Annotated in this window: 12 protein-coding genes; 9 read left to right on the forward strand and 3 right to left on the reverse strand. The window is 62.5% G+C overall.

What is annotated here, in order from left to right:
• Window positions 1–37: 37 nt before the first annotated feature.
• From MESOP_RS19525 to MESOP_RS19550, 7 genes are all read left to right on the forward strand, one after another.
• Window positions 38–2389 carry a xanthine dehydrogenase family protein molybdopterin-binding subunit gene (locus MESOP_RS19525; RefSeq protein ID WP_013895065.1) on the forward strand — a complete coding sequence of 784 codons (2352 nt, stop codon included), beginning with the start codon at window positions 38–40 and terminating at the stop codon, window positions 2387–2389.
• 115 nt (window positions 2390–2504) lie between these two features.
• Window positions 2505–3302 carry an FAD binding domain-containing protein gene (locus MESOP_RS19530; RefSeq protein WP_013895066.1) on the forward strand — a complete coding sequence of 266 codons (798 nt, stop codon included), beginning with the start codon at window positions 2505–2507 and terminating at the stop codon, window positions 3300–3302.
• A 275-nt stretch (window positions 3303–3577) separates the two neighbouring features.
• Window positions 3578–4600 carry an acyltransferase family protein gene (locus MESOP_RS19535; protein ID WP_013895067.1) on the forward strand — a complete coding sequence of 341 codons (1023 nt, stop codon included), beginning with the start codon at window positions 3578–3580 and terminating at the stop codon, window positions 4598–4600.
• A 241-nt stretch (window positions 4601–4841) separates the two neighbouring features.
• Window positions 4842–6224: an L-lactate MFS transporter gene (locus MESOP_RS19540; protein ID WP_041164831.1), complete on the forward strand. Its 1383-nt coding sequence runs from the start codon at window positions 4842–4844 to the stop codon at window positions 6222–6224.
• Window positions 6225–6238: 14 nt separating this feature from the next.
• A complete protein-coding gene (locus tag MESOP_RS36785) occupies window positions 6239–6340 on the forward strand; it encodes an MFS transporter small subunit (protein WP_425339693.1) in 102 nt (33 codons plus the stop codon).
• 261 nt (window positions 6341–6601) lie between these two features.
• On the forward strand, window positions 6602–8164 hold the full coding sequence (locus tag MESOP_RS33040; RefSeq protein ID WP_167313562.1) for a caspase family protein: 1563 nt from the start codon (window positions 6602–6604) through the stop codon (window positions 8162–8164).
• Between the two features lie 97 nt (window positions 8165–8261).
• Window positions 8262–9575 (forward strand): glycoside hydrolase family 3 protein, encoded by a 1314-nt coding sequence (locus MESOP_RS19550; protein WP_013895069.1) that lies wholly within the window; start codon window positions 8262–8264, stop codon window positions 9573–9575.
• A 19-nt stretch (window positions 9576–9594) separates the two neighbouring features.
• On the opposite strand, the gene MESOP_RS19555 is transcribed toward MESOP_RS19550, so the two are convergent.
• Both MESOP_RS19555 and MESOP_RS19560 read right to left on the reverse strand, forming a co-directional pair.
• Window positions 9595–10089 carry a GNAT family N-acetyltransferase gene (locus MESOP_RS19555; protein ID WP_013895070.1) on the reverse strand — a complete coding sequence of 165 codons (495 nt, stop codon included), beginning with the start codon at window positions 10087–10089 and terminating at the stop codon, window positions 9595–9597.
• The gene (locus MESOP_RS19560) at window positions 10086–10844 is read right to left on the reverse strand and encodes a copper homeostasis protein CutC (RefSeq protein WP_013895071.1); all 759 of its coding nucleotides are present in this window, start codon (window positions 10842–10844) and stop codon (window positions 10086–10088) included. Before MESOP_RS19560 ends, MESOP_RS19555 begins: the two co-directional genes overlap by 4 nt.
• A gap of 202 nt (window positions 10845–11046) precedes the next feature.
• On the opposite strand from MESOP_RS19560, the gene MESOP_RS19565 reads away from it, so the two are divergent.
• Both MESOP_RS19565 and MESOP_RS19570 read left to right on the forward strand, forming a co-directional pair.
• Window positions 11047–11475: an SRPBCC family protein gene (locus MESOP_RS19565; RefSeq protein ID WP_013895072.1), complete on the forward strand. Its 429-nt coding sequence runs from the start codon at window positions 11047–11049 to the stop codon at window positions 11473–11475.
• Between the two features lie 126 nt (window positions 11476–11601).
• Window positions 11602–12057, forward strand: a complete 456-nt coding sequence (locus MESOP_RS19570; protein WP_013895073.1) for a carboxymuconolactone decarboxylase family protein — start codon at window positions 11602–11604, stop codon at window positions 12055–12057.
• Between the two features lie 87 nt (window positions 12058–12144).
• On the opposite strand, the gene MESOP_RS19575 is transcribed toward MESOP_RS19570, so the two are convergent.
• A complete protein-coding gene (locus MESOP_RS19575; protein ID WP_013895074.1) occupies window positions 12145–12576 on the reverse strand; it encodes a cupin domain-containing protein in 432 nt (143 codons plus the stop codon).
• Window positions 12577–12671 lie beyond the last annotated feature (95 nt).

Here is a 12671-nt window from a genome sequence, read left to right on the forward strand (position 1 = left end):
ACTACTTCCTACTCACTTTTCCGGGAGGGAATTTCTGATGGGCATTGAAGGTGTTGGCGCTCGCGTGGCGCGCAAGGAAGACAAGCGCTTCATCACCGGCGCGGGCCGCTATGTCGATGACATGGTGGTTCCCGGTATGAAGCATGCGGCGTTCGTGCGCAGCCCGCACGCGCATGCGCAGATCAAGAAGATCGACGTCAAGAAGGCGCAGGGCATGCCGGGCGTCATCGGGGTGCTAACCGGCAAGGAACTCAAGGCCGACGGCATCGGCAACCTCATCTGCGGCTGGATGATCCATTCCAAGGACGGTTCTCCGATGAAGATGGGCGCATGGTCGCCGCTGGCCGTCGACAAGGTCCGCTATGTCGGCGACGCCGTCGTCATCGTCGTGGCCGAGACCAAGGGCCAGGCGCGTGACGCGGCCGAGGCAGTCGAGATCACCTACAAGGAACTGAAGGCCGTCGTCGACGCCACCAAGGCGCTCGAAAAGGGCGCGCCGCAGGTCCACGCCGAAGCCGAGAACAATCTGATCTTCGACTGGGAGATCGGCGATGCCAAGGCGACCGACGCCGCCATCAAGGCGGCGGCGCATGTCACCCGCATGAAGATCGTCAACAACCGGCTGGTGCCGAATGCCATGGAGCCGCGCGCGGCTCTTGGCCACTACGACAAGGCGGAAGATCACTACACCTGCTGGACGACATCGCAGAACCCGCATGTCGCGCGGCTGGTGATGAGCGCCTTCTACAATGTCGCGCCGGAAAACAAGCTGCGGGTGATCGCGCCCGATGTCGGCGGCGGCTTCGGTTCCAAGATCTACATCTATCCCGAAGAGATCGTCTGCCTGTGGGCGTCGAAGAAGACCGGCGTGCCGGTCAAATGGGTCGCAGACCGCACCGAAAGCTTTCTCACCGACGCGCATGGCCGCGACCATGTCTCGACCGTCGAGATGGCGTTCGACAAGAACAACCGGATCACCGGCTTCAAGGTCGACACGATCGCCAATCTCGGCGCCTATATGTCGCTGTTCTCGTCCTGCGTGCCGACCTATCTCTACGCGACGCTTTTGTCGGGGCAGTACGATATTCCGGCCATCCATGCCAATGTACGCACCGTCTACACCAACACGGCACCCGTCGATGCTTATCGCGGGGCAGGGCGGCCGGAGGCCACCTATCTCCTGGAACGCACCATGGAAGCAGCGGCGCGCGAACTCGGCGTCTCTCCGGCCGAACTGCGGCGCAAGAACTTCATCACCGTCTTTCCGCACCAGACCCCGGTGATCATGAACTATGACGCCGGCGACTATGGCGCCTCGCTCGACGCGGCGATGAAGACCTCCGACTATGCCGGCTTTGCCAAGCGCAAGGCCGCGGCGGCAAAGCAGGGTAAGCTGCGCGGCATCGGCATGAGCTGCTACATCGAGGCGTGCGGCATCGCGCCGTCGGCGGCGGTCGGCTCGCTCGGCGCCGGGGTCGGCCTTTGGGAGTCGGCGGAAGTGCGGGTCAACGCGGTCGGCACGATCGAGGTGCTGACCGGCTCGCATAGCCATGGCCAGGGCCATGAGACGACGTTCGCGCAATTGGTCAACGAGCGTTTCGGCGTGCCGATCGATTCGGTTTCGATCGTCCATGGCGATACCGACAAGGTGCAGATGGGCATGGGCACCTACGGGTCGCGCTCGGGTGCGGTCGGCATGTCGGCGATCGCCAAGGCGCTCGACAAGGTCGAGGCCAAGGCCAAGAAGATCGCCGCCCATCTGCTCGAGGCCGACGAAGGCGACATCGTCATCGAGAACGGCGCGCTGAAGGTCGCTGGCACCGACAAGAACGTGCCGTGGTTCCAGGTGGCGCTTGCCGCCTACACCGCGCACAATCTGCCGGCCGGGATGGAGCCCGGGCTGAAGGAAACGGCCTTCTACGATCCGTCGAATTTCACCTTCCCGGCGGGCTGCTATATCTGCGAGGTCGAGATCGATCCGGAAACCGGTACGACCGAGATCGTCCAGTTCGTCGCCGCCGACGATTTCGGCAACATCATCAACCCGATGATCGTCGAGGGCCAGGTGCATGGCGGCATCGCCCAGGGCGTCGGCCAGGCGCTGCTGGAAGGCGCTCATTATGACGCCAGCGGGCAGCTGCTGACGGCAAGCTACATGGACTACACCATGCCGCGCGCGGACGACCTGCCGTCATTCAAGGTCTCGACGTCGAACACCCCGTGTCCGGGCAATCCGCTCGGCATCAAGGGCTGCGGCGAGGCCGGCGCCATAGGCTCGCCGCCGGCGGTGATCAACGCCATCACCGATGCCATCGGTATCCCCGACATTGCCATGCCGGCTTCGCCGTCCACCGTGTGGGCAGCGATCCGTGCCGCGACGAAGCATTGAAAAGAGTGAGTGTGGAGTAGTGAGTAGCGAATAGGGAAGCGCTTCATCAACAACGGCAGCTGAGCATTCACTACTGACTAGCCACTACTGACTAAGCACTCTCAAGGAGGACCCCATGTACGCAGTCAACTACCACCGTGCCGCCTCGGTCACTGAAGCCGCCAAGCTGATCAAGACGGACGACGCCAAGCTGCTCTCGGGAGGCATGACCTTGATCCCGGCCATGAAGACGCGGCTGGCGGCGCCTTCCGATCTCGTCGACCTGTCGCGCATCACGGAGCTGCAAGGCGTCAAGGTGTCGGGCAAGACGGTCACCATCGGCGCCGCCACGACGCATTTCGACGTCGCCAATGACGAGAAGCTGAAGAAGGCGTGCCCGGCGCTTGCCCATCTGGCGTCGCTGATCGGCGATCCGGCGGTACGCCACAGGGGCACGATCGGCGGCTCGATCGCCAACAACGATCCGGCGGCCGACTACCCTGCGGCGCTGCTGGCGCTGGGGGCCACCATCGTCACCAACAAGCGCGAGATAGCCGCCGACAAGTTCTTCAAGGGGCTGTTCGAGACCGCATTGAAGGATGGCGAGATCATCACCGCGGTCACCTTCACCGCACCGGCGAAGGCCGCCTATGAAAAATTCCGCAACCCGGCCTCGCGCTACGCGATCGTCGGCGTGTTCGTGGCCAAGGGCAAGGATGGTGTCGGCGTCGCCGTCACCGGCGCCGGCGACGACGGCGTCTTCCGCTCGAAGGAGATCGAGGCGGCGCTGGCGAAGAGCTTCGATGCCGCGTCGCTCAATGGTGTGAAGGTGCCTGCCAAGAACCTGATGACCGACATCCACGCTTCCGCCGACTATCGCGCCAATCTGATCTCGGTGATGGCCAAGCGAGCGGTGGCGGCAGCCAACGCCTGATACCGTCGGCCATGGACGAGGAAAGGGGCCGCCACGGCCCCTTTTTCGTATCCGGCGACCCGTAGCGCTCCGATTCCTCTAGGGAATCGACCCCTTGCGCAGTGCCTTTGCTTGAAGCAATTACGGCCAGCTACTTCTCCTGGTACTGCCCGGGCTGCAATCTCGCACTTGCACAAATTTATCTTGCACTGCAATATGACATGGGGCGGGAATGCGAGCCGGGTTCGGAGCATGCGCCGCCGTGCCTTTCGCATGTCCAACGCGAAGGGATCGGCATGTCCGAAGTTTCCGTCACCCATCTGGCGCCGCCGCTATCGGTAGCCGACAGATCGACCAGAACCAGGCTGGCCTATCTCGACGGTTGGCGCGGACTGTCGATCGCCCTGGTGCTGATCGGGCATTTCTTTCCGGTTCCCGGAATCAATCTCGGGGTGCTGGGCGTCGAATTCTTCTTCGTGCTCAGCGGCCGGCTGATGGGCGAGATCCTGTTCATCGAACGCTACCCGCTGAAGAAGTTCTTCAAGCGCCGCTTCTCGCGCATCTATCCAGCGCTTCTGGTGTTCGTTGCCGTTGCCATGGTCGCGCTGTCGGGAACGTTCATCGCCTTCAAATGGAAGGCGGCGCTGACGGCGCTGACATTCACCTACAATTACGCCGGAATTCTCGTCACCCGCGCCGGTGCGCTGGACCATATCTGGTCGCTCTGCGTCGAGGAGCATGCCTATGTGATCCTGGCCCTGATCAGCGCCACCGTTGCCAGGCGCGATCGCGTCATACCGTTGCTGCTGGCGCTGGCCTTGCTCGCCATGGCGAACGGGGCGGTGTCTTACTGGGTGTTCAGACTGGACTACGAGACCACCTATTGGCGCACCGATGTGCACATCGCCTCGATCCTGCTGTCGGCGTCGATCTGCCTGCTCAAGGCCGACGGCAGGCTGCCGGCCATGTTGAAGGGGCCCTATGTCGCCCTGGCGGCTGCGGCCGGCGCGGTTTTGCTGTTCATGGATCCCGTGCCGACGCCGATCCATTACCTGGTCGCCGTGCCGCTGTTGGCGATTGCCGTCAACGCGCTCGATTTCAGCACCCAATTCTTTTCCGGATTGCTGTCGTCCTGGCCGATGGCGACGTTGGGCCTGTGGTCGTATTCGCTCTATCTGTGGCAGCAGCCATTCTACAAATTCGTCTACGAACAAGGCAGCGACCCGTGGCTGATGCTGGCCGGGGTTTTTGCCTGCGCGCTCTGCAGCTACTACGTCATCGAGCGGCCGGCGCGCGAATGGCTCAACCGCAACTGGTGAATGCTATCGTCATCGCTGCCAATGCCGTTCAGGCCACGCTGCTCACCTGAGCAGATGATCAATTGATAGTCTCTAATGTACCCAATTTTGCGCGATGGTCTGATTGCCGACGCATCCATGTCTTCTTAGACATTGGTCTTATGGGCATGCACTCCTTATTGCCCCGCCTTCTTGCTCGCCTAGTTTGTTCACGGGAATACCATCTGGGAGGATGGTTCGGGGGCGCATGTGGGAGGATGGAATGGCGACGACGACCGCAGAAGGCGCCGCAGGCTGGCTTGATCGCTCACACACGATCGCCGAGCCGGGTTTCAGCCGATGGATGGTGCCGCCGGCCGCACTCTGCATCCACCTTTGCATCGGCCAGGCCTATGCGTTCAGCGTCTTCAATCTGCCGATGTCGAAGCTGATCGGCATCACCGATTCGGCGCCCGACGACTGGAAGCTGACCGGGCTCGGCTGGATTTTCTCGATCGCGATCCTGTTCCTGGGCATCGCGGCCGCGTTCGGCGGCGGCTGGCTGGACCGCGTCGGGCCACGCAAGGCCATGGTCGCGGCAGCCTGCTGCTTCGGTGGCGGCTTCATCGTCTCGGCGCTCGGTGTCTACCTGCACCAATTGTGGATCATCTATCTCGGCTACGGCGTGCTCGGCGGCATTGGCCTCGGCCTTGGCTACATCTCGCCGGTCAAGACGCTGATCACCTGGTTTCCCGACCGGCCGGGCATGGCGACCGGCATGGCGATCATGGGTTTCGGCGGCGGCGCCTTCATCGCCTCGCCGCTGTCGGTCTATCTGATGAAGCTGTTTTCGACGCCCGAACACATCGGCGTCGCCGAAACCTTCGTCGTGCTGGGCGTCGTCTATTTCATCTTCATGCTGATCGGCGCCGTCATCGTCAGGGTGCCGCCGGAAGGCTGGCGGCCCGCCGGCTGGGTGCCGCCGGCAACGCAAAATTCGATGGTGACGAGTGCCAATGTCCATCTCGACGATGCGCTGAAGACGCCGCAATTCTGGCTGCTGTGGGGCGTTCTCTGCCTCAACGTGACGGCAGGCATCGGTGTCCTCGGCCAAGCCTCGGCCATGAGCCAGGAGATGTTCCCAGGACGCATCTCGGCTGCCGCCGCAGCCGGTTTTGTCGGGCTGCTATCGATCTTCAACATGCTCGGCCGCTTCTTCTGGGCCACGACCAGCGACTATGTCGGCCGCAAGATGACCTATGCGGTGTTCTTCGCGCTGGGCGTCGTCCTCTACGCGGCGGTGCCGTGGACCGGCCAGTCGGGCAGCGTGTTCCTGTTCGTGCTGTTCTACGGCATCATCCTCAGCATGTATGGCGGCGGCTTTGCCGCCATCCCCGCCTATCTGCGCGATGTCTTCGGCGTGCGCTATGTCGGCGCCATCCACGGTCGTCTTTTGACGGCATGGTCGGTGGCGGGCGTGCTGGGGCCGGTGCTGGTCAATTACATCAGGCAATACCAGATCGACAGCGGGGTGGCGAAGGCCGATGCCTATACGGTCACCATGTACATCATGGCCGGCCTGCTCGTTGTCGGCTTCCTGCTCAACCTAATGATGCGGCCGGTCAATCAGCGCTTCCACATGAAGGCCGAACGGGCTGCTGCGTAAAGAGAGTGATGACGATGCACTCGATCAAACTGACGCTCGCCTGGCTGCTGGTCGGCATACCGCTGGTGTGGGGTTTCTGGATGACCTTGATGAGCGCGGCGGCGTTGTTCCAATAGCCGCGCCTGCCATTGCAACTCTGCTTGGCTGGATGACCGCGTATCCGGCACGCCAGCAGGTAGCCACCTCAAGGTTGCCTTTCTTTTGGCAATATACTTATCATAACTGCTGGCTACGAGACCGCGCTTGAAATGCTTGAGCGGTTGCGGCCGGGGTTCGGCGTCATGCGGGTTTGGCGCTTTGGGTGGGGCGGTTGGATGCATAGGGTTGTAACGGCTCTCGGGCTGATGCTGTGGTGCATCCTGTTTGCCTTGCCGTCATTGGCCGCCGACAAGGTGGCCTTGGTCATCGGCAATTCGAATTATGACCATGTTGGCCTGCTCCCCAATCCGAAGAACGATGCCGACGACGTCGCCGCGGCCCTTGAGGGCGTCGGGTTTTCGGTGCGAAAAGCGACCGATGTCACCTTCGATCAGATGAGGCAGGCGCTTGGTGCGTTTTCGCACGACGCCGCTCAGGCCGATATGGCCGTGGTGTTCTTCGCAGGGCACGGCATCGAAGTCGACAAGCACAATTTCCTGCTTCCGACCGATGCCAAGCTGGAAAGCGACCTGGACGTCAATTTTCAGACCGTGCCGCTCGATATGGTGGTGGACGCGGTAAGCCGGGCGCACTCCCTGAGGCTGGTCTTTCTCGACGCTTGCCGAAACAACCCTTTCGCCAACCGCATGCGCCTGTCGGACGCGACGCGTTCGATCGGACGGGGGTTGTCGCCCATCGAACCCAAGGGCAGCACGATCGTTTTCTATTCAGCGCGCGACGGAACCGTCGCCAGCGACGGATCGGGCCGCAACAGCCCTTACAGTCAGGCGTTGCTCAAATATCTCCCGCAGGCCGATCTCGATGTCGACAAGATGCTGAGGAAGATCAGGGATGATGTGCTGAAGGCCACCAACAACGTCCAGGAGCCCACCACCTATGGGTTGCTGCCCAGCGAAGATATTTTCCTGGTTCAGTCGCGGTCGGCCGTTTCCCTCGTCGAAAAGCCAAAGGGGGACGATCCGCCGGTGACGGTCCCGGCTGCAATTCCGGTCGACCCGGCAGCGACGGAATGGGCGGCGATCGAAAACCTTGAAAGTCCGGCAATTCTGCGGACCTTTATCCAGGCGCACGGCGATACCGTGTATGGGAAATACGCCGAGGCAAGGCTCGCCGAACTGCAAGAGCGCGAAAGGCAACGCCAGCAGACTGGGGAACAGCAATCCAGCCAGCCGCCACCGGCGAGCCAGGCTTCGCTTCAGTCGCCGCAATACAACATTCCTTCGACAACGCCGGCACCGCCCCGGCACTGGTATCTGGCGACATATTCGAACGTGGATTTTTATGGTGGAGACCTGTACTCGAAAGGTCTTGAATCGGCGTCGCTGGATCAGTGCGCGCAGACTTGTGCCGCCAACCTTTCCTGCAAACTCTTCACCTACAACAGTGCAAAGAACCGTTGTTTTCCCAAGTCGGGATTTTCCTACGCCCAGATAATGTCGGGTGCTCAGGCAGGCTATTTCTTTGAAAGCGAAAGACGGGACCAGGCTCCGACATTCAGGGCCGAATGGGAAATCTTCGTGAAGGCCGACCTTTTGGGCGGCGACAATTACTCCGCCAGGGCATCCTCGTATGATGACTGCCTGCTGATGTGCAAATCGGATCAATCCTGTCGCGCCTTCTCCTATGTGCCGTTCGGCAAAAGCAAAAGCTGTTGGATCAAGACGTTCGCTGCGACGTTGCCCACATACAGTCAAAAGACGGAGCGGGGCATCGTGTCGGGCAGGCGGGCCGATATGGTCGTCAGGGCCGACGGCGTCTACGACACCGCCGCGCGGTACTGACCTTGCGGTTTCGGTCGCGGCAGCTGTCATGGTTAACCGTCGGTTAGCGACCTCGACGTATTGATTGCGGGGAAACCGTCAAACGGGAGATTCACGGGTGTTCTCCATCAACCTGGTAACCGGGTTTTTTTCGGCGCTGCTGATGACTTCGGTGGCCGTCGCGGGTCCGCAGGCGGCTCAGGTGAAAGCCGATGCCAAGACGTCCGACTCCAAGACGGCCGATGCCAAGACGGCCGCTTCGCGAAGGCTCGACGATTCGAGTCTCCGCGTGATGATTGGCCAGATGATCCTGGTCGGCTTCAATGGAGTCTCGGCCGACGCGGCGTCGGTGGTCGCGGTCAGGCAAGAGATCGCCGACGGCAGCATCGGGGGGATCATGTATCTTTCCGACAACGTCAGCGACAGAACGCACGTGGCGGCGATGAACGCGGCGTTTCTGGCCGCCAATCGGAAGTTGCCGCCCTTCATTTCCGTCGATGAGGAGGGAGGGGCAATTGCAAGATTGACGGCTGACAACGGATTTCACGAGGTTCCGGCCGCCGTCGATGTCGCCAGCAAGTTCTCGCCTCGCGGCGCGTACGAACTCTACTCCAGGCTCGCGACGGATTTGCGTGAATGGGGCTTCAACCTCAATTTCGGTCCGGTGGCGGACCTGAATGTGAATCCCGCCAATCCCATTATCGGGAAGTTGGGCAGGAGCTTTTCCGCGAACCCGGAAATCGTCGCCCAATATGGCGCGGCCTTCGTAAGGGCACATCGCGACGCGGGTGTCGTAACCACGCTCAAGCATTTTCCCGGGCACGGCTCGAGCTCGACCGATAGCCACAAGGGGCTGGCGGACGTATCCGGCACCTGGTCGAGCCAGGAACTGATTCCGTTTCGCAAACTGATCAATGCGGGCTACGCGGACTCGGTCATGGTGGGCCATCTCTACGACCGCGCCCTGCAAAAGGGGGAAGCCGTGGGGCCAGCCTCGCTCTCATCGGCGATCGTTACTGGCCTGCTGCGCAAAGACCTTGGCTTCGAAGGCGTCGTCTTTTCGGACGACCTGCAAATGGACGCCGTGGAAAACAGCTATTCGTTCGGTGGCGCGGTTGTGCGCGCCGTCGAGGCGGGAGACGATATTCTGATCTTCTCGAACCATAAGAACCCGGATGCCGACCTACCCGAAAAGGTCATCGACATCCTCATGGCTGAAGCCCGCAGGAACCCGGTGGTCGCGGCCAACATCGTGAAGTCGTTTGCCAAGATATCGGCTCTCAAGGCAAGTCTCGCACAGCGGGGTGGTCCAATGATCGATCTGCTTTCGACCAAATCCATCACGCCCGATCCGGGTAACGAGGTCACGCCGGCCGACGTGGAGATGGTTCGGCGCGACATGGCCTTGAAGGTCGTTGGGCTGCCGGGCTGACCCGTCCGCGCCTGACCCGCTAGGCCGCCGCGGCCAATTTCCGCGCGTAATAGCGCACTGCCTTCTTGCCGCCATGGATGACCGCGTCGCCGACTTCGGCGAAGCCGAGCGCGGCGTGGAAGGCGTCCGAGGCGGGATTGGGCGGGTCGCTGTTGACCTCGCAGGTGACCAGCGTGTGGCCGGCCCGCCGGGCGTGGTCGAACAGATCCTGATAAAGCAGGCGCGCATGGCCGCGGCCCCTCGCATGCGCGGCCACCACGACACGGTCGACATAGACGAAGCGTTCGTAGCGTTCGCGGAACCAGACAAAATTCGGGCTGTCGTAGCTGGCGTCCTGGTCGAAGGTCATGATGAGGGCTTCGAGATCGCCGATGCGCCTGGTGTAAAACGCTTCGCCGAGCAGGAAGGACAGCCGCTCGGCTTCGAGCCACGACAGTTCGGCGGCATGCTCGTTGTTGAGGGCGAGGATAGAGGCTTCGTCGCCTTGTGATATGCGGCTGATCGCGGAGGTCATGCCTTGGCCGCCGCGATCGTTGCCGCCACCAGCGGTGTGTCGGTCAAAATGTTGCGGTACTCACGGTCGAGATCGGAGCCGCCCATGCCAACCCTTGGATTGCGGTAGCGCATGGCGCTCGGCACGTCCTTGAGGGCGGCGAAATGCATTTCCGCCAGCCCGGTCTTTGCGCGCACCTCGGCGATGTTGCCGAGATCGAGCCCGCCGCAGCCGAGGATGATGATCCGGTCACCGGCCTGTCGCACCAGCTCCGCCAACAGCGGCAGGCCTTCGATGGCGGTGTCGCGCTGGCCGCTGGTCAGCACGCGGCCGACCTTGCAGCGTATCAGGGCATCCAGCGCCTCGCTGGGATCGCGCGTCATGTCGAAGGCGCGGTGACAGGTGACGTTCAGCGGACCTGCCGCCTCGGTCAATTCGCCCATGCGCCGTTCATCGATGGTGCCATCGGCGTTCAGGCAGCCGTACACGACGCCGGGCACGCCGAGGTCGCGGAGTGCTGCAACATCGGCGAGCATCGAGCGGTATTCGGTCTCGCTGTAGAGAAAATCGCCGCCGCGCGGCCGCACCATGACGTGAAACGGCACGGTGGCCTGGTCCAGCGCGGCGCGCACCGTGCCGAGGCTCGGCGTGATGCCGCCTTCGACAAGGCTGGCGCACAGTTCGACCCGGTCAGCCCCGGCCGCCTGCGCGGCGAGCAGGCCATCGATGCCTTCGACACAGATTTCGATCAGCGGTGGGCGAGTTTCAGCGGTCAAGGGATGATCCAGTCCATGATGTCGCGGAAAGCCCTAGCACCCGGGCGGCCGGCGCGAAAGCGTGAACGGCAGGCCGCCATTTGGACCAGGCGGGCATTTCCCGGCTTGACAGTTGTATAACTGCGGGGTTATGGGTTAATTCATAGCTGGTGAGTTATTGATTTCGCCTGAGCAGCGCGAACACGGCAAGGAGGAACGAGGCATGACACAAACCAAATCGATCGTCGTCGAGCGGCTGATTCCGCATTCGGCGGAGAAGATATGGCGCGCACTGACCGTGCCTGAACTCGTCGCCGAGTGGCTCATGCAGAACGATTTCGCGGCGCAGGAGGGGCATCGCTTCACCTTCCGGGCGGCACCGGTGCCGGGCTGGTCCGGGGTGACGAACTGCGTGGTGCTGAAAGTCGAGGCACCGCGCCTGCTTGCCTATAGCTGGGGCGACGGAAGCGAATCCGACAGCGGGCTGAAGACCGTGGTGACCTGGTCGCTCACGCCCGAGGGTGCGGCGACCCGGGTGCGGATGGAGCATTCGGGGTTCCGGCCCGCCGACGAGCGCGGATATGTCGGTATGGGAAGCGGCTGGCCGCGTATTCTGGAGCGGCTGGAGCAGGTGGCCGCGAAGCAAGGCTGACGGCCGAGCTTTCATCGACCAGACCGGTCGGCACTGCTGCCGATCGCAACAGTTCGCGCCGGAGGCTCCGCTCCCGGGCTCGGCAAAACACGCCCCGCCGAACCATGTTTTCAATGGAGAAAGACCATGCAAGCGAGAATCAAGAACCCGGTGATGCTTATTCCAGGCGCCCTGCAGGCATTGCTGGCGCTGGACAAGTCGACCGAGGCGGCCGACGTGCCCTATGTGACGCGCAAGCTCATCCATCTGCGCGCCAGCCAGATCAATGCCTGCAGCCTATGCGTCGACATGCATGCGCGCGAACTGAAGAAGGCCGGCGAGAAGGACGAGCGCATTTTTGCGCTGGCGGCATGGCGGGAGACGCCATACTTCACCGATGCTGAACGCGCGGCCCTGGCATTGGCCGAGGCCGGCACAAGGCTCGCCGACCGGGCAGACGCCGTGCCGGACGATGTCTGGGACGAAGCCGCCCGCCACTATGACGAAAAGGCGCTTGCCGCGCTCGTTGTCCAGATCGCCCTGATCAACGCTTTCAACCGGCTGAACGCGACGACACGACAGATGGTCGGCTCCTGGGGCTGAGCGCTGGGGGCGGGCCGATTGTCGGCGACCGGGGGAAGGCGGGCAGCGCATCGCGTTCCCGCCTTCAGGGCACAGGCATCGCCTTGGCTACTGGCGCAATTCCGTATTCTTGGCGCCTTCCTCGACCTGATCGATCACCAGCAGCTTGACCGGGCCATCGCCGATGTTGGTGGCCTGATGCCATTGGCCGATCATTTCGATGATGAAATCGCCTGTCTTGTAGGTGTTGCTGTTGCCGGTCTCGGCATTGGTGACCTTCAGCGTCCCGGCCTCGACATAGGCATAGCGGGGGAAGGGGTGCCGGTGGACCGGCAAGGTCGCGCCCGCCGCGATGTCGTAAGTCGATACCAGCACCTGCACGTTCTTCTGCGGCAGCGTGATCGGCTGCCCGGACGCGGTGGTGGTGCGCGAAGCCAGCGGCGTGACCACGACAGGCGTGCCGCTGCTGTCGAGTGCCAGGGCACAATTCGCGTAAAGCGCAGCCGCGATCAGCAGCACCGATGCCGAGATTCTCCGCATGATTCCTCCCTGAACCGGCACATCTATCGCGCGGCAGCGGGGCGCGTACAAGCATTGTACTTGAGTTGAGGGCGATGCGATCGAGTAACGGCGGG

The sequence above is a fragment of the Mesorhizobium opportunistum WSM2075 genome (assembly GCF_000176035.2).
Lineage (GTDB): Bacteria > Pseudomonadota > Alphaproteobacteria > Rhizobiales > Rhizobiaceae > Mesorhizobium > Mesorhizobium opportunistum.